This is a genomic window from Mycobacterium sp. TH-M82 (assembly GCF_057473605.1).
In genome coordinates, this window is the sequence record NZ_JBYCKY010000303.1 from 1 (window position 1) to 17551 (window position 17551).

Genomic DNA, 17551 nt, shown 5'->3' on the forward strand with positions numbered 1-17551 from the left:
TTTACCAGCTATGCAGGGTCCAGGGCTATGGCGGTGGCGGAGGGATTTGAACCCTCGGACGGTGTTAGCCGTCACACGCTTTCGAGGCGTGCTCCTCGCGTTTTCGCTGGTGGCTATCTGTATGGATTTTCCAGACGCCACAGCTCAGCGTTCGATGAGTCCGCCTGCGGGCGTAGGACATGTGACAGCGCCGTGACAACGAGCGGTCAGAAACATCATGGTAAGGATGGGTGACGCGGGAAGGGCACGTCTGCATTGAGCGCTCCGTGACATCGAAATCGCAAGCAATCGAACAGGGGTGCGGGAAAGAGACCGCCTCGTCGGTGCCTTACTTCGCTTCCGCGCCGGAGCCCGGCTTCTTGCCGTACATCCCGTCGAAGGTGGATGCCGCCGCCTCGATGGCTTGCTTCTGGGCATGGGCGTACACCCGCATAGTGACATCGCCGTTCGCGTGCCCGAGCCAGGCGGCAACCACAGCCAAAGGTGCGCCTTGCAGCAGCAGTAACGTGGCGGCGGTGTGTCTGCCGCCATGCAGGTTAATCGGCTCCAGTCCCGCAGCGTGCATCGCACGAGTCCAACGACGGTCGGCGGTCGCGGGCGCGTACCGCGATCCATCGGGTTTGAAGAACACGTGTCCGTCAGGTTCACCCGTCCATGCCGAGCCAGACGCGAGACGTTCTCTCAGATACCGACGCCGTACGCGGTTCAAGGTCTCGACCGCATGATCGGGCAGCGGGAGGGTTCGCCCCGACGCAGTAGTCTTGGTCCGCTTCTTGTCCTCGGTCCCGACACTGGTAGGTACAACAGCGCGCTCGACGGTGATCGTCTTGGCGTCCAAGTCCACATGCGACCACCGCAATCCGACTATCTCCGAACGGCGCATCCCAAGGAGAGCCAGCAACACCAGCACCTCGTCCTCGGTGCCTTCGACATGATCGAGAAGGTGGCGCACCTGCTCGGCGGTCAGGGTCACGCGGGTCGGCGGTTCTGGCGATTTCGTGTCCTCGCGCCGCACGTTCTTCACCAGCCGTGCTGGGTTGCGAGAAATCACACCCTGACCCATGAGGTCGTCCATCATCGAGCGAAGCCGTGACAACATCGGGTTGATGCTGGTTGCCGCCCAGGCTCCTCGCGCTGTGGTGCCGTCGATGAGCGCCTGGACAAGTTGCTCGATGTCATCTTTGGTGACGGATTGAATCGTCCGGCCACCGAACTGCTCGACTACGGGGCGCAAGTTGTTCGTATATGCGTCAAGGGTTTTTTGCTCGATTCGCTGTGCCGCCAGCCACCTTGTCACAGCGTCTTTGACCAGTAGATCACTGGGCGCGACGTGGAGTCCGCGCGCCTTATCTCCCAAAATGGGATCGAGGAACGCCCGTGCGGCGGCTTCGGTCTTGAACCGCTTCCTTGTTTGCTTTCGCTTGCTACCTTTTTCCCCGATGTCAGCGACGACCTCGTAACGGAGGATGTCGCGCCCGTTGTGGTCAGCACCGATGACCAGCTTCTTGATCTGTGGCGGGAGCTGTCGCCTAGCCATCGCCCCCCTCCTCGTGCCATAACCACTTCGGGAGCGCACCGCGACGGAACGACTCGATCTCGTGAGCGTCGGCGGTCTCGTTCAGCGGTGCGTCCCCGCGAACCCAGTCCACAATCCGTCGCACGGAGGTTCCCGGTGTTCCCGTCAACTGGATGGTCTCCTCCTCATCCACGTGACTGCCCGTGGTGCGATCCCATACAGGCATCAAGAACGTCGCAGGGGAAATACCCAGTGCGACAGCCAGAACCGTGAGGTCATCAACAGTCACACGGCGGTCGCCGCGCTCTATCTCGGACAGCGTGCTGTGGGAGAGCCGCACGTCCTTTGACATCCGCGCCGACAGGTCGCGCAGCGACAACCGCTGGCGGTCGCGTTCGCTCTTGAGCACATACGCAACCGACCAGCTCGACGCTCCCAGGTTCTTCAGCACCACTACCTGAGTATGGCATACCCGTCGTCTCGTATGGATTATCTGGACGCTCTGACACGATTTCTCGTCCATATTCGTCTCCCGTGTGCTACTGTATGGCTATTCCAGACACTCTGGACGGACATATCAGACACCGCAGGAGGGTAACGGTGACCAGCCTGGAGCAGGCGATAGAGGCGGAAGTGGCTCGCCGTCTCGAAAAGAGGTTAGAGGAGCAGCAGCAGATGCCGAGGGTGTTCACGGTTAGTGAGACCGCTTCCAAGCTGCGGGTCTCTCGCAGCACCGTCTACAAGATGCTCGCGGACGGCGACCTGCGCCGTGCGCCGATAACTCGGCGGGCGCTAATCCCCGCCGCTGAGGTGGCACGGGTGCTAGGCGGGGCGGCTTCGTGAGCGACCCGACCTGGACCCGTTGGCTGTCCCGGTACGGGTCCGATTACGAGACCGACGCCGAGCGCCGCGTGGCGTTCGAGCTGTACCGGCGGAATCGAGAGGAGGTGCGAAGGGTCTTCGAGGACGAGACCGAATAGAGAAAGCAGAAAGCCCCGCCGTGGAGGGCGGGGTTCCGAACAGCAAGCCAATCAATAAGGAGATTAACACGTGAGCACGAAAAATCCCACCATCGCCGAGCTGGTCGCCGAGCACATTGACGAGCTGCGGGAGATGACCGAGCACTCTGCCCTCCGAAAGTGGGCGGAAGACCACTGTCTGATGACGCAACAGCGCTTCCCGAGATTCAAGAAAGCGCTGCTCACGCATGGAATCGACTACGCCGAGATGCGGTCCGGTGCCCGCGCCCAGCGCGCGGCGTCGGCGACCCATGAAATCACGCTGTTTTCGGACGCCAAAGCGTCCAAGCTTCGGTTCGGAATTTGCGACCAGGACGGCGAACCCGTTTGGCACGGAAGGGATTTCGATGAGAACGACGAGCAATCGGCGGCGGAGATGGCAGCTGCGAAAAAGGCTGTCTGGCTAGCCGGAAAAGTTCGTGAGCGGCGAGGTCTCGACCTGCTGAAACTGAATCTGATGGTCGATGCTCAATGGCTGGTCTACGCCAATCGCGAAACCGGCGGCGGGAAAGCCGGGGAACTGCGCGCGGCGGCACAGCGGGCAGGAGTCGTTCTCCATGCCGAATGGATTTCCGGTAAGGAAAACCCGGCTGACAAATGGACGGTCTCGGGCGGATTCCTGAAGTGGTCAGACCGCATCGACCACATCGAGGTCAGCAGGATAGAAACGACCATCATCGACTGGGAAGCCGTCTACGAGGACGTGACCGCCGAGGAAATCGCGGCGGCGGACACGCCCGAGAAGGTCGAGGAGCTGGCGGTTGAGCTGGCAGCCGTCGCCATCGACTTCTTGCCCGCCGAGGCGACGTACACCGTCGACCTGGCTGACATCGAGCAGGGCATCGTCGCCGAACGGGTCTGACCCTCACGCGGACAGGGCGGGTGCAATGACGCCCGCCCTGTCCGCAACCACACCCATGCAGTACAACAAGATCAAGGGGATTAGAAATGTCGCAGTTCAACACACCCGAGTGGCAGCGCCAAGCCGCCGACCGTGTGGCAGCGTTCCTGCCCAAGTGGGACGTGCCGCGCAAAACCCCTTCGGTGGTTAAGTCGAAGTACCAGAGGACTCACATCGAGGCTGCCGCCCACCAAGCAGGGTTCGTTGCCACCATCATCTCTCGGTCACGGGGAGACTTCGGCTTCACGTGGCCGGACGTGCCGCAGCTCGTGATGGGTGGGTGGAGCCCCCTCTTCCTACCCGCTGAGCTGACCCCAGAGGAGAGGCTCTCCATCGAGTTCCCCTTCCCGCAGAGCATCACCTACTGGAGCAGCCTCACCCCCAAGGAGTTCAAGTCAAGGCTTCAACACCTCGGGGAGGAAGCTCACAGCCGCCTCGTCCAGCACGAGGGGTTCCTGAAGCTACGCAGCCGTGAACTGGAGGAGAAAGAACGGGAGCGCGAGCGGGAATGGGTACGTGACCTCGGGGAACCCTCGGGGTCGGGTGACTACTCCGAATGTGCGGTATGTGGCGAAGACCTGACCGGTGAGTACGGAAACTGCTGGGAATGTGGCTCTCCGTCTCGGCAGACCCCGCAACTGCGAGGTGTGACCCTCCGAGCACAGATTCTCGGATGCAGTGCCGCAGACCTCAACAAGGTTCTGCATGGAGGAGCGGTGACCTTGCCCGATGGCAGGGTGTTCCACTAACCACCAACGGACGGGGCGGGTGTAACAGCCCGCCCCGTTCACAACCCAATTACCCCATAGCACAAGGAGATTCACAAGAAGCCCCGTCCGGGTTCATCGGGCGGGGCTTCTTCCGTTGGGAGGCGGCTACCCGCGCAGGGCGGGACGCACGACGCCCACCCAGTGCCCGTCCACGAGCCCGGAGGTGACCACGGATGAGATCCTCTCGACTGACTGAGACCCATCGCGGCGGGTTACCGCCACGGTGCCGTCTGGACGGACCTCATCGCCACGGGCGGTGATCGCCCACTGCCCGTCCTCGATTGGCACCCATCGTGCGCCCTCCCCGTGGGCGACGGCGAGCACGTGGTCGGGCTCGAACGGGAGGAGCTGCGACTGCCCCTGGGCTTGGAGGACAGCCCGAGCGTGGTGGGCAGCGGCGACGGAAGTGGACGGGCTGTCCGGCGAGGGGAATACCCTGCCGGCGAACGGGGCATCGGCGGCGGGGATACGCCGCACGGGCGATGCCGGTGCCGGCGATGCCGATGCCGATGCCGATGCCGATGCCGGTGACGGTGGCACGGGCGATGCCGATGGCGATGGCGGTGGCGGTGGCACGGGCGGTGGCGGTGGCGGTGGCACGGGCGATGCCGATGACGGCGGTGGTGACGCCGATGCCGACGGCATTCCCCACGACGCGAGCAGCTCGGCGAACGGGTTTTCCACCGACGGCGCGGATGACGCTGCCTGTGCCGCCGTCTTGGGCTTGGGCTTGGCGGCGTCCACGCGCCGAGACAGCATGTCGATGACCTTCTGGCTAGCTCCCGCCGCCCGTGCCATTTCCAGCCGCTGACGGGCGGCGGTCAACGCTTTGGACTCCTTGACGGACGGCGAGTGTGCCACAGCGGGTTTCCTCTCTCGATGACGACGCTGGTCGGTGGCTTTGCGGGTGCGGCGAGCGGCTGCCGTGGCGGCGCGCTGGGCAAGTTCCGCCTGGCGTTCGGCGCGGTTGCGGGGCAGCGGCTTGGTGCCGTCGCATCGGCAGCGGCGACCGCCTTCGGACTTGGCTCGGCACATGCCAGGATCGTACCCGATAAATTCCTGAGCAGCGGATATAACCTGTCCCCCTGGGCACGGCGGGCTGCAGGCGACTGACCTGGACCATCACCATGGCGACGGACACGAAATTCAACTGGTCCACGGTTGGCGGTGACGGTTCGGTGACGGTGCCGGTGACGACGGTGGTCGGTGACGGCGGCGGTGGTCGGTGACGGTGACGGTTCGGTGACGGTGACGGTGGTGGTGACGGTGGTGGTGACGGTGACGGTGGTGACGGTGACGGTGCCGGTGACGGCGGTGGTCGGTGGTCGGTGACGGTGACGGTTCGGTGACGGTGCCGGTGCCGGTGACGGCGGTGGTCGGTGGTCGGTGACGGTGGTGACGGTGACGGTGTCGGTGTCGGCAAGGAAAGTTTGCTGAGAACGGATTAGACGCCCTACGGCGACGCTTCAATCGAACCGGTGTGCGAACACGGTTTCCTCGTCGGGTGGCAGAAGTGGCAACTCCGGTGGCAGTTTTCATCGGCGACCCGACGGGGATTTCCACAGGTCAGGATAGGTGGGTGGCAAAAGTGGCAAAAGTGGCAGCGTTCTAGCGCACCCCTCTACGAGCAAGTGCTTATCCCCGGATAAGAGTTACCTATAGGGGGTTTTCCCGGCGACCCCCCAAAACTGCCACCCTTCGTGTTTCCGCAGGTAGAACTGCCACCCGGACAAGGAAAACTGCCACCCTCCCGTGGGCGTCGGTTTTGACCGACTCACTAGGCGATGTCACGCCGTGACCACCCTCGGGAGTTTGCTTAGCACTGTCCCAGCCTCAGCCCCGGTACGGGGGCCCCGAGCCGCCAGACACAGCCGCGCGGCACCGTTCATCAACGCACGATGTGACGTTCATCACGCGCGACTAAGGCGTATTGCTGCCGACGCCGTTGCTGACGGCTGCCGTATAGGGATTATGTCCACCAACATTGACGTGTGCATTCCTTGTCCCCACACCTATTTGACCCATTAACTAGGCAGCTGACCTGCGATAACGTGATATTAACACCATGCAGGAATGGTCGATTGGGGAATCCTTGAATTTCAGAATTCGGAGATATATTGAACATCATGAAGCAGCGGAATATACGCGCTCAGCGCATCGGTCTATGCACCGTCAGCGGAATTGCGAGGAGGTACGGGCTCGCACGACCGACGGTCATGCACGCAATACGGATCGGGAAGTTGCCCTGCTATCTCGCCACTACCGAAATGGGACGCGATCTCTACCTGGTCAAACCGGCAGACGCCGACGTGCTCTGGGGCACGCGGGTCAAGCCCCTCCCGCACGATCCCGAGCTGATACCCGCTTAGAGAAAGGAAAACGGGCAGGTCACTGCGGCTGACGACCGCTACCCGCCCGTTTCAGGAGATGCCATGAGCTTATCACCACCTGCGGACTGGGGCGACATTCCACCGCCTGACGTACCACCGGACTGGGATGACATCACGCTGCCCGAGCCTGTGTGCGACGCCTTGCCGGGTGAGCCACTGACTCCCGAGCACCGTGAGTACCTCGCCAAAAGCGCCATCACCGACGAGTACCTAGCACAGCCGCACGTTGGGCAACACCTGCGCTCCGTTACCACGTACCAGCAGGTACCAGAGGCGTTTCGGTGGTCGGTGGACGAAGACGCGCCGAGCGGCATCCTGTTCGGGTACCCAGACCCGCGCACAGGCTGGGTGACATGGCAGTTTCGTCCAGACCACCCTCGTAATCCAGACACCAAGTACGTCTTCCCGAAAGGAACAGGTTCGCCTGTTGCCCTTCGGAGTGCCCCGTTGGCGACCCCGCCGGTCGGGCACACCGTAGTCATCATCGAAGGCACGAAGCAGGCACTGGCAGGTGCCGCCGCCTTGGCGCATGACCCGTCGATGATGGTGATGGGCATCGCCGGGTGCCACGGAGGTTTGGTCCACGGGAAACTCGCCCCGGGCATCGCTCACGTCATCAAGGGTGCGACTCGGGTAGTCATCATTCCCGATGCCGACGCCAGTGCGAACCCGGACGTGTACGCCGCAATGGACCGGTTGGGTAAAGCTGTCCGGGCTCGCTTGACCAAACGCCGAGCCGTACTGTTCGCGCAGCTGCACGGCTCGGGAGGCACAGACGGGCTGGACGACGTGCTGGCGACTATCCCGGTTCTGCAACGTCCGCCGTTCATGCTGGAACTGTTCGATGATGCGATCCCGTCCCCCGCTGACGTACGTCCGTCACGTCGCCGCGCGGATGCCGAGGACGACGAGGCGTACACGTACTTCCACCCGTTCGCCGGCGGGCTGCGCACCAAGGCATGTGCCGAAGCCATCATGAAGATGGCACCGCTGGCTATCGACGCCGAGAGCGGTGTGCTGCACCGGTTCGACGCCGACACCGGGCTGTACACCGCCGACCGCAACGCCGGTTCTCAGCGAGGGTCAGCAATCGTCTGCGAGGGACTGGCTGATCTGCTTGGCGATGACTACCGAACCCAGTTCGTCTCATCCGTAACTGACATCATCCAAGCCCAGTTGTACGCCCAAGGGAAAGTCATCCCCGAGGTACCCGACACGGACGGGCTGCTGCCCGTCGAAAACGGGCTTCTGGACATGGAGACGGGAAGGTTGTTGCCGTTCTCGCCAGACGTGTTCGTGACCGCGAAGCTGTCCGTCCCCTACGACCCAGCCGCAACCTGCCCCGAGTTCGATTCATGGCTGCCGCAGGCAACAGCGCTGGCGGACGGGTCAGACCAAGCGGACATTCTGTTGGACGCCCTCACGGGTCTACTCGACACCGCCGCCGGACTGCGGGCACCTGACCGCGCCCTGTACTTGTACGGGGAACCCCGCGCGGGCAAGGGCACCCTCGGAAACGACATCCTCTCGGCGATGGTGCCACGCGCGTTTCAGACCGCCCTGTCCCTCTCCGAGATGGCGGAGAACCGCCCAGTGCAGAACGCGAAGCTGTACCGCAAGCTGCTCAATCTCAGCGGGGAGACCCCTGAAGCCGCCATCCACGACTTCTCGACAATGAAGCGCGCCCTGGGTGGGGACGCGGTCCCGGCGGAGCTGAAGTACGGGAAGCTGTGGGAGTTTTACTGCCGAGCCTTCATGGTCTTCATGGGTAATGACCTGCCCCATTTCAACGACACCTCGGGTTCGGTGGGAGCCCGCTTGTGCCCGGTGTTCTTCACGAAGTCAAATGTCGGGCAAGAGGATAGAGGCATCGGCGCTCGACTACGTGCGGAACTGTCAGGAATCCTGAATCGTATTCTCGCCGCCCGCACGGCGCGGGTCGCACGCGGAGGGCAGTTCCTGTCGCCGGCCCCGGAGGCGCTGCGTGCGTTCGCAGACGCCACCAATCCGGTGTCGGAGTTCATGGACGAGCGCGTCAAGATTGCCCCCGCGTCGGCGTGGACGGCGACGGGAACTGTTGTCGCCGAATGGGCAGCGACCAAGGTTGAACTATACGAAGCCTATACATCCTTCACCGCGTCGGTCGGGCGCAAGCCGCTGGCAAGAAGCCGTTTCCTCGCCGCCATCTCCCGCCAGCCGTTCAGTGTCCGAGAAGGACGCACCCCCGCCGAGGACGGGAAGCGACGGGTGTTCGGGTGCCGTCTACTGCCGCCGGAAACTTCGCCGGGTATCAACATGTCCACGGGAAACGGACATGTGGACGTGGCGGTGCCGAGTTCTGACTTCAACCGTGAGTGGTCACGCGCCACGGCGAAGGCGATCATCGGACGGGTAGGGGTATGGGAGCCGCCCGCTGCCCCGCACGTTACGGAACCCGACACGGAACCCGACACGGACGGCGGTACCTCCGACACTGATGGCGGTTCCCCGGTCACCTCCGAACCGTCCCCTACCCCGCCGCCGACGCCGAGCGCCACTGTCCAAAACGACCAAGGCACACACCCCGCGCTGGCGCGGATGGGCACGGAGTTCTGGAAGCTTGCCCGCGAGCGGGGGACGGCACTTCCACCAATCCCGGCGCGGCAGACGGAGTTCCAGAACAGGTGCGAGCAGGAGCGCCGTAGAGCCGAGCTGTCCGGACTGCCCGCCGTAGTCACACTGACCGACCTGGCGCGGACGCTGGAATTGCCGCCTGAACAGGCGCGCGGGTACTTGCGGTCTGTCCACGAGGTGCTGGCTGACCACGGCGTAACCCTGCTGGAGCGTCGCCTCGGAGCGCCGGACACCCTGGGGAAGGACGCCGAATACCTCGGGACGTTCGTGTCGAAGGGCGACAAGGTAGCCCTCACCAAGGACGCCAAAGCTGCCGGACTTGCGGTCACCCCGGCCAAACGGGCGTTAGCCGCCGCCGAGAAGGTGGTCAAGAAAGCTCAACATGCCCTGACGATGGGTGAGAAGAGGGCAACCAAGGACAACACCATCGACCTGGATGCCTTGCGCACCACCGTCAACGAAGCCACCGATGCACGGGATGCCAAGAAAGCGGTACTGGAACACGCCACGCACTACGCCACCGTTGCTGCCGACCGCAAGGCTGATGTCGAGTTCTTGCAGTTCTGCCGTATGGGATACGCCATCGCCCTCGACCCAACACGCTTTAAGGAAGGAAGTCACCAATGACCACTACAACAGCTCGCGCAACGTATTTCCTCAAAGCCGGGAACGACCCAACTGATGCCATCAATGCGCTCCGAGCCTCGCTGCTTCCCGGCGAGTTCCTGGCGTTTGACGTTGAGACGAATGCCCTGCACCCATCGGACCCGCGCGACCGCCTGACCTCTATCCAGGTAGGTAGCGCGCATGTCGCTGTGCTGCTCGACCCCGACGACCCAGCGCATGTCGCCGCCGCCCGGGACATCCTGCACGACGAGACGTACCGATTGACCGCACACAACGCGGGATTCGACATTCTGCGCCTGGTGCGGGTCGGGGTGTTCGACTCCGTACTCGCGGCGTGGGACCGAACCACGGACACCCTGATTCTGGCGACGCTGCTGGTACAGAAGAACGGGCGGCTGGGCAACGCGCCGCTGGACCTGAAGGCGCTCACCAAAGCCTGGTGCGGGGACGCCGCCGTGTCCTTGGATGCCAAAGCCGACCTGGTGAAGGTACAGAAGCGCATGGGCACCAAAGGCGTTGGCGCGGGCAACTGGCACGCCTACGAAGACGTGACCGTGGATGCGAACGGGGACGTACATGGCGACCCCCGAGACAGGAACACCTGGGCACAAATCCCCCGGGACGACCCGGCGTTTGTGACCTATTGCGCGGCTGACGTTTTCGACAGCGCGAATCTGGCTGCGACCATCGACCCAATCGCCGGGGCACTGTGGCCGGACGTGATTGACCGCGAGCACCGCATCGCCCGCGTGGTCTGTGAAATGACCCACCGGGGCGTGAAGCTGGACGTGGAACGGGCTCGCCAGCAACTCCGCGAGGCACACGCCACCTGCACCCGTACACGGGCTGAGCTGGAAGACCGTGGAGTCATGTTCGAGCGGTCGAAGACCTCGGCGAAGGAGAGTCCGACCACCGAGTCCGTCGCCGAAGCCATCCGTGCCGAGGGCATCACGGTGCCGATGAAGAGGACGGCAGACGGGAAGCTACAGCCGGCCCTCGATAAGCGCGCGCTGAAGAAATACACGGCGGCGGGTTCCGCCGCCTCGCCGCTGTACCGCGAGTGGAAGCTCTCCGACAAGGAGATAAGTACCTATTACGTTCACTACCTCCGCACGCTGGGTGACCGTGTGCACGCCGAGATCGCGTCCAACGAGGCGACGACCGGGCGCATGGCATCGAAGTCACCTAATCTCCAGAACGTCCCCGAGCCCGTCAAGCCGTGCCTGGTGGCGGACGACGGCATGACCCTGATTTCCGCCGACTTCTCATCCGTCGAGATGCGTGTCGCCGCCGCCGTGACCGGCGACCCCGAGCTGACCCGCATGTACGTCGCGCCACTGCCTGCCGACGCCACCGAGCGACAGGAACGGGAGCGAGATCCCTACTGGTTGGTCGCCTGGCAAGTTTGGGGGAACGCCGCGACCGTCGATGACCGCAAGCTCGCGAAAACCATCGTGCTCGGAAGTATGTATGGCGGCGGCGTTGCAACGCTTGCCTCGAACGCCGACATCGACCCGGACTTGGCGACGGAGATTCTGGCAGGGTACAGGCGACGCTTCCCCCAGCTCAAGAGCTGGTTCGACACGACCGTCAAGCCAGGTATCGCAGCCGGTAAACCGTTCTGGACCCTGCCGTCCGGTCGGTTTCAGTCCATCGACCCCACGAGAGCCTGGGCGGGCTTCAACCTCATCATCCAGGGACTCGCGCGAGACCTGCTGCTGGGTGCGGTGTTCCGTTTGGATGAAGCGGGATTCAGCGAGAACATGTTGCTACCCGTTCATGACGAGATTCTTTTCCAAGTCCCCACCACCGACGCGGACGCCGCCTGCGAGCGCATCAAGCAAGCGATGGAGACGGTGTTCCAGGGTGTGCCCATCACCGTGGAGGTGAAGACGCTTGGCTCCCGCTGGTGCGAAAAATCAGATGTAGCAAAGCCTGCGGACACCGCGTCCGAGGAATCGACAACAGAGGAGAAATGAAATGCACGATGCCCCCGAACCGTACGGACGCGAAGACCTGGACGCTGTCCAAGAGCGGCTGGAGGCGGTGACCGCCGCCCTCGACGCCCTCGACGCGGTGCTCGAATCCGCCGCCGAGGTAGCAGATCGCGTTAAGGACACGGACAGTCAACGCGACCCGCTGCGGGACATTTCGCTAATTCCGGATATGTCTGAAGCGTGGTTCTCCGCCGACGAACTCGAAAAGTCGCTGTTGGAGTTCAGGGAGGCACGGGAACGTCGGCTGACCGCCGTGGGCGGGCTGCGACAAGCGTTGGAGAACTCCGCCGAGGCATTCGATGCGAACGCGGCGGACGCGCAGGCTGAACACGAAGGGCGGGTGGCACCGTGACCGCCCGCCGTCCCCGTCCCCGTCCCCGCCCTCGCCTGTCCCCGCCGTCGCTGTACACGCTGTGGATGTCCCGCGTTCCCGATGACGAGCCATTGCCCGATTGGCTGAGGCGCAACCCCGCCGCGTTGCGGGCGGCGCTGGACCGGCTGGTCCGTGAGCATGGGCCGGACGCGCGCAGTCTCTTCCCGTGTCTGAGGGATGAGCAAGACTCGGACCGACCCGGAAAGGACACATGACCGTGAGCAAGAAGCACGCCGTTGTCGAAGCTGAGGCGGCTTCTCGAACGATGAGGGCTGACCGCCGTTTTCTGTGGCTGTGGCTTACCGTGGCGACCTCGCTGAGCGTCGCCGGAAACGTCGGGCACGCGGTCCTGACCGTCGCGCCCGGACCGCAGCGTGGCATGGCTATCGGTTGGGCGTCGGCACCTCCCGCGCTCCTGATGCTCGCTATCCACGGATTGCCGACGCTCGCCAGGATGCTCGGACGAAACGACCGTGACCGTTTGCTGACCGTCGTTGCGTGGGGAGTCACCGTAGGGGCGTTCGCCTGGAGCGCATACGGGATTTTCACCTTCACCGTGGCGATGGGTGTGCCTACCAGAATCGCCTGGGTCGCTCCCGTGGTCATCGACTTGTCGGTTTTCGGCGCGACTCGCGGGCTAGTTCTGACTGCCCCGCTGGCGGCGAGGATGAAGGTCGGCATAGCCCCTGCCGAGCCCAGCGCACTCGCGTCCTCTGTGCATGTCACCCGCCCAACGACCCGTGCCACCGACCCCAAAATGACCCCATCAGGTGCGGTAGCGACCCGCGCCGCCGACCCCAAAATGACCCCATCAGGTGCGGTAGCGACCCGCGCCGCCGACCACAAAACGACCCCATCAGGTGCGGTAGCGACCCTCAGCGGCGACCGCGTACCGACCCCAGCGGGTGCGGCAACCGCACCCGAGTTGACGACCTTGGCGACCCGCATCGTCAACTCGGGCGCGGTTCGCCAACCCGCTGGGGTCGTCGCGGAGATTCTTTCGGAACTCGAATCCGGGGGCGGCCTCAAGCCGACCGCCGCGCGGCTCGGCGTCACACCCGGCGTCGTCCGGAACGTTCGCGACGCCGCCGCCGCTCAGGTCCAGGACCGCTCCGCCCGCCAGCTCACCGCCGTGTAGTCGGCTGAGCGCCCATTCCCTCCCCGTAACGGTGCCTGGACCCGCGCTACGAACCCACGCTACGGACGGGCGTGTGTAGCGGGCGAGTTTGAAGACCACTGTCTTGTTCAAAAAACTAGCTTGACCTGCACGTTTTAGAACCATCCCGGAAGCCTCCTCATCCGCTACGGACATCGCTACGGCGAGCGCTACGGGCATGGCTACGGGCACTGATATGGGTACCGCTACGGGTGCCGATACGCCCCGCGCTACGAAATGCGCAATTGTGGGCTGATTGCCTGAGAGTGCTGCGGGCGATGGGCGGGGACGTGACCGTCGTCTGGCGCGTTGTCATCCTCCCGGCCACTGCGCTTGGGCGAGCCTGGCTGCGGACGCGAGGGTCGGGTTGTCATAGACCGCGAACATCAACCGTTCCTTCTGGATACCGAGCTGGTGCAGCAGGTTCAGGTACACGACGGCGGTCGTCATCTTGACGATGGCGCTGAGCAACTTCACGTCGCTGCTCATGTTCTTGCCGCCGTGGGCGACTGGATTACGTTCCTTCTTGGTGGCTTTCGCCCACGCTTCTGGATTGGGCAACAGCCTGGACATCACCTCAGCATCGGGAGTCTCGGCGAGTTTCAGCAGCTTGGTATGCAGCGTGCGGGTATTGTGCCCGAGCTTATCGCTTAGCCACTGCTTATGGTTCTCCGGAACATGCTCAAGCAAGGTCTTCTTCAAAGTCTTGAATTCGGTCTTGGGCATGGGCGGGTCGAAGCCGAGCCCTTCGTGGAGTGCTTCGGCAGCGCCGACAGCGGTGATGAGGTCGGTCTGGAGGTAACCTCCGTTGACGTAGTGCAGACCTAGGATCATCTCGAAGGTGACCTTGAACTGGTTGTAGACCTGGAACCAAAGCGGAATGAAGGTGCCGAACTCGATGCCCTCGGTCGCCAGCGTGAACAGAGCTATCCTTCGCTCGGGCGATGAAGCCGTGGGGTCACCCACGATGACGTGCTGGGCGTACAGCACAATGTCATTCCGAGCCTGCGCCGCCGGATCATTTAGTAGCGCTTCCGAGGGCGTCAGGCTCTGGAACAACACCGCGCACGGGCTGTCCATGGCAAAGGTGAGCAAGTCCTGGAACAACTTGCCGATGTCATCCCACCCATCTAACGACTTCGGCTCCGACGACGTGATCCTGAAGGATGACGCCGCGAACATCGACACATCAAGTCCATGCCGTTGGGTCTCTCCACTAGGCGCGCTGTGTCGCCGCCGTAGCTCGACGGTCAGTCCGTCCACGTTCGCGATGAGGGGTTCAGCCGGTTCGACGGTGACCTTCCACTTGCGCTCGCTTGGGACGGTTGAGTCACCTTCGGTTTGGACCGTGATTTTGTCGTTCACGTCCCAGGCGGTCAGGTTCTCCAGCTCCAGCGTCAGTCCGCTGAACGTCTGAGAATCGGGGTCGTGCAGGAGAACCCCGACCAGGAGTTGCTGGGCATGGATTTCCTGGTCTCTTGCCTGTGGTGAAAACATTCCTTGCGTTGATCTTGTGATGATGCAGTCCAGCAGGGTCACTGACTTACCGCCAGCGACACCGTGTATGACGGAGAACCGCCCGGAGCGTTCCCTGAATGCTGGAGTAACGGAAGCCAAACCGGTCACGCTTCCGGCGTCAAACCCACCGACCAGGGACAAGGTGACGCCCGCGTCCGGCTTGTAGGTGAGGATGCCCTGCTGGTCGTTTTCGCCTGACTGACCTGGCAGCCAGAACTGTCCGCGCCAAGTCGCCTCGGAGGACAGGTAGTCGGTCATCTTCGCATACTAGGACGCCGTGCCGTCCTTAACTCATCTCCGATCAGCACAGGCATGTCGGCGTGCCACCTTCTCCGACCTATTCGCTGTGAGCGATGATGACAGTCCAGGCAGGTGGCTCGACGTGAAGGTGGGCATATGGGGACGATTCACGAGGTCATCGAGGCGTTTCGGCAGGCACCGTCGAATTCGGAACGGGGCACGAAGTTCGAGAAGCTGATGGTCCACTACTTCAAGCTGGACCCCGCCCAGAGTCAGGAGTACGACCAGGTTTGGCGGTGGATCGACTACCCCGACCGCCAGGGTAAGCCTGACCTCGGTATCGACCTGGTGGCGCGTTCCCGTGACACCGGAGAACTGACGGCGATCCAGTGCAAATTCTACGAACCTGAGCACACCCTGTCCAAGAAGGACATCGACTCATTCTTGAACGCGCTGGGAAAGGAGCCGTTCTCCAAAGGCATCATCGTCTCGACCACGGACAAGTGGGGTAAAAACGCCGAGGACGCCTTGGAGGGGCGGTCCAAGCCCGTCAGTCGGTTGTCTTTGGCTGAGATAGCGGGGTCACCGATTGACTGGCAGGTCGAATGGGCCGGTGACGAGTTCGATGTCACGTTGAAGGAAGCGGCGAGAAACGAACCTTGGCCCCATCAGCAGACCGCCGTGCAGAAGGTGTTCGACGGGTTCGCCACCGGCAATGATCGCGGCAAGCTGATCATGGCGTGCGGCACGGGCAAGACGTTCACCTCGTTGAAGATCGCTGAAGGCACCGCGCTTCGCAACGGCGGACGCGCGTTCGTGCTGTTTTGTGTTCCGTCGATTTCGCTGCTATCGCAGACCCTTCGGGAGTGGACTGCGCAGGCTGGGATGCCGTTGCGCGCGTTCGCGGTGTGCTCGGACACCAAGGTGTCGCGCGCCGCCGAGGACTCCAAGGTCCACGATGTCGCCATTCCGGTGACCACGAAATCTGACCAGCTTGCTGCCGCTATCGCCGCTCACGGTGAATCCGATGGGCTGACGGTGGTTTTCAGCACCTATCAGTCGCTGCCCACTGTCGCGGGCGCGCAAGAGCTTGGCACACCCGAGTTCAACCTGGTGCTCGCCGACGAGGCGCACCGCACCACGGGGGTGACCCTGTTCGGTGAGGGCGAGTCGAACTTCGTCCGCATCCATGACAGTGAGTTCATCAAGGCGAAGCGTCGTCTGTATATGACCGCCACGCCGCGCATCTACGACGAGAAGGTACGTGAGAAGGCAGATGAGCATTCGGCGGAGATCGCGTCGATGGACAACGAGGAGTTGTTCGGACCCCAGTTTCATCATCTGGGGTTCGGGGAAGCGGTCGAAAAAGGGCGGCTGACCGACTACAAGGTGCTCGTGTTGACGGTTGACCAGTCCCTAGTCGCCGGTCCGATGCAGACCCAGCTCGCCGGTCCCGGCAGTGAGCTCAACCTCGATGACGCGACCCGCATCGTGGGCTGCTGGAACGGGCTGGCTAAACGCGCAGGGGCGACCGTTGACGGCTCGGGCTTCGCCCCCGGTGAGGTTCCGATGCGCCGCGCTGTCGCGTTCGCCCGCGACATCGCCTCCTCGAAGCTGGTGGCACAGATGTTCCCCCGCGTGGTGGACGCCTACCGTGAAGCCCTCAATGATGACAGCGACGATGACAGTGCCGCCAGCAATAACTCCGACCTTTACTGCTCGGTGCAACACGTGGACGGCACCTTCAACGCGCTACAGCGCCACGCACGGCTCGAATGGCTCAAAGCCCCGCTGGCAGAAAACGAATGCCGCATCCTGACTAACGCCCGCTGCCTGTCCGAAGGTGTGGACGTTCCCGCGTTGGATGCGGTGCTGTTTTTGCATCCGCGCAACTCGGTGGTCGATGTCGTGCAGTCGGTCGGGCGGGTGATGCGCGGGTGGGACGGAAAGAACTACGGTTACATCATCCTGCCCGTCGCGGTGCCCGCCGACGTGAGTCCGTCACAAGCCTTGTCGGATAACAAGCGGTTCAAGGTGGTTTGGCAGGTGCTCAACGCGCTTCGCGCTCACGATGAGCGCTTCGACGCTCATGTGAACTCGATTGCGTTGAACACGGGCAGCAACGCCGCCAAAAGCGGCACCGGCAGCAGCGCGCTTCTGGGCGCTCACATCGGACCCGTGAACACCAACGGCGACGCTGAATCGGTGTCCGCCGATGATGGCTCGTCTGACAGCGGCAACGGTTCAGGTGATTTCACCAGTCAGCTCGCGTTGTTCTCCTTGTCTCAATGGCGCGATGCGATCTTCGCCCGCATCGTGGACAAGGTGGGCACACGCGCCTACTGGGAGGACTGGGCGGACGACGTTGCCGACATCTCCGCTGCGCTGATCACGCGGATAACGGCGATCCTCGACAACGGGGACAAGAAAG

15 protein-coding genes are annotated in these 17551 nt (G+C 63.3%); 12 read left to right on the forward strand and 3 right to left on the reverse strand.

Going from position 1 to position 17551, the window contains the following annotated elements:
- Positions 1–328: 328 nt before the first annotated feature.
- Together AC2VON_RS09475 and AC2VON_RS09480 are read right to left on the reverse strand one after the other, a co-directional pair.
- Complete coding sequence (locus AC2VON_RS09475; RefSeq protein ID WP_486952716.1) at positions 329–1576, reverse strand: tyrosine-type recombinase/integrase; 1248 nt, start codon at positions 1574–1576, stop codon at positions 329–331.
- On the reverse strand, positions 1530–1970 hold the full coding sequence (locus tag AC2VON_RS09480; protein ID WP_486952717.1) for a helix-turn-helix domain-containing protein: 441 nt from the start codon (positions 1968–1970) through the stop codon (positions 1530–1532). The genes AC2VON_RS09475 and AC2VON_RS09480 overlap by 47 nt, the downstream gene beginning before the upstream one ends.
- A gap of 146 nt (positions 1971–2116) precedes the next feature.
- Here AC2VON_RS09480 and AC2VON_RS09485 point away from each other — a divergent pair, with 146 nt between their 5' ends.
- From AC2VON_RS09485 to AC2VON_RS09535, 11 genes are all read left to right on the forward strand, one after another.
- Positions 2117–2359, forward strand: coding sequence for a helix-turn-helix domain-containing protein (locus tag AC2VON_RS09485; protein ID WP_486952718.1), 243 nt, complete (start codon positions 2117–2119; stop codon positions 2357–2359).
- A complete protein-coding gene (locus AC2VON_RS09490; RefSeq protein ID WP_486952719.1) occupies positions 2356–2496 on the forward strand; it encodes a hypothetical protein in 141 nt (46 codons plus the stop codon). The genes AC2VON_RS09485 and AC2VON_RS09490 overlap by 4 nt, the downstream gene beginning before the upstream one ends.
- Positions 2497–2629: 133 nt before the next feature.
- Complete coding sequence (locus AC2VON_RS09495; RefSeq protein WP_486952720.1) at positions 2630–3397, forward strand: hypothetical protein; 768 nt, start codon at positions 2630–2632, stop codon at positions 3395–3397.
- A gap of 86 nt (positions 3398–3483) precedes the next feature.
- A complete protein-coding gene (locus AC2VON_RS09500; protein ID WP_486952721.1) occupies positions 3484–4185 on the forward strand; it encodes a hypothetical protein in 702 nt (233 codons plus the stop codon).
- A 427-nt stretch (positions 4186–4612) separates the two neighbouring features.
- The gene (locus tag AC2VON_RS09505) at positions 4613–5017 is read left to right on the forward strand and encodes a hypothetical protein (RefSeq protein ID WP_486952722.1); all 405 of its coding nucleotides are present in this window, start codon (positions 4613–4615) and stop codon (positions 5015–5017) included.
- A 68-nt stretch (positions 5018–5085) separates the two neighbouring features.
- The gene (locus AC2VON_RS09510) at positions 5086–5319 is read left to right on the forward strand and encodes a hypothetical protein (RefSeq protein ID WP_486952723.1); all 234 of its coding nucleotides are present in this window, start codon (positions 5086–5088) and stop codon (positions 5317–5319) included.
- A 93-nt stretch (positions 5320–5412) separates the two neighbouring features.
- Entirely contained in the window at positions 5413–5538 is a 126-nt protein-coding gene (locus AC2VON_RS09515; protein WP_486952724.1) for a hypothetical protein, read from the forward strand.
- Between the two features lie 1100 nt (positions 5539–6638).
- On the forward strand, positions 6639–9836 hold the full coding sequence (locus tag AC2VON_RS09520) for a DNA primase family protein (RefSeq protein ID WP_486952725.1): 3198 nt from the start codon (positions 6639–6641) through the stop codon (positions 9834–9836).
- Positions 9833–11815 (forward strand): DNA polymerase, encoded by a 1983-nt coding sequence (locus tag AC2VON_RS09525; protein WP_486952726.1) that lies wholly within the window; start codon positions 9833–9835, stop codon positions 11813–11815. The genes AC2VON_RS09520 and AC2VON_RS09525 overlap by 4 nt, the downstream gene beginning before the upstream one ends.
- A 1-nt stretch (position 11816) precedes the next feature.
- Positions 11817–12185 (forward strand): hypothetical protein, encoded by a 369-nt coding sequence (locus tag AC2VON_RS09530; RefSeq protein ID WP_486952727.1) that lies wholly within the window; start codon positions 11817–11819, stop codon positions 12183–12185.
- A gap of 238 nt (positions 12186–12423) precedes the next feature.
- A complete protein-coding gene (locus tag AC2VON_RS09535; protein WP_486952728.1) occupies positions 12424–13344 on the forward strand; it encodes a hypothetical protein in 921 nt (306 codons plus the stop codon).
- Between the two features lie 330 nt (positions 13345–13674).
- Here the strand turns inward: AC2VON_RS09535 and AC2VON_RS09540 are convergent, their stop codons facing one another.
- Positions 13675–15138, reverse strand: coding sequence for an ApeA N-terminal domain 1-containing protein (locus tag AC2VON_RS09540; protein WP_486952729.1), 1464 nt, complete (start codon positions 15136–15138; stop codon positions 13675–13677).
- 138 nt (positions 15139–15276) lie between these two features.
- Here AC2VON_RS09540 and AC2VON_RS09545 point away from each other — a divergent pair.
- A partial coding sequence (locus AC2VON_RS09545) for a restriction endonuclease (RefSeq protein ID WP_486952730.1) occupies positions 15277–17551 on the forward strand: 2275 nt, incomplete at its 3' end.

Bases quoted from the DNA above. Each gene is read 5' to 3' on its own strand.
- AC2VON_RS09495 (WP_486952720.1), top strand. From the start codon at position 2,630: ATGACCGAGCACTCTGCCCTCCGAAAGTGGGCGGAAGACCACTGTCTG.
- AC2VON_RS09500 (WP_486952721.1), top strand. From the start codon at position 3,484: ATGTCGCAGTTCAACACACCCGAGTGGCAGCGCCAAGCCGCCGACCGT.
- AC2VON_RS09510 (WP_486952723.1), top strand. From the start codon at position 5,086: ATGACGACGCTGGTCGGTGGCTTTGCGGGTGCGGCGAGCGGCTGCCGT.
- AC2VON_RS09520 (WP_486952725.1), top strand. From the start codon at position 6,639: ATGAGCTTATCACCACCTGCGGACTGGGGCGACATTCCACCGCCTGAC.
- AC2VON_RS09525 (WP_486952726.1), top strand. From the start codon at position 9,833: ATGACCACTACAACAGCTCGCGCAACGTATTTCCTCAAAGCCGGGAAC.
- AC2VON_RS09530 (WP_486952727.1), top strand. From the start codon at position 11,817: ATGCACGATGCCCCCGAACCGTACGGACGCGAAGACCTGGACGCTGTC.
- AC2VON_RS09540 (WP_486952729.1), bottom strand. From the start codon at position 15,138: ATGACCGACTACCTGTCCTCCGAGGCGACTTGGCGCGGACAGTTCTGG.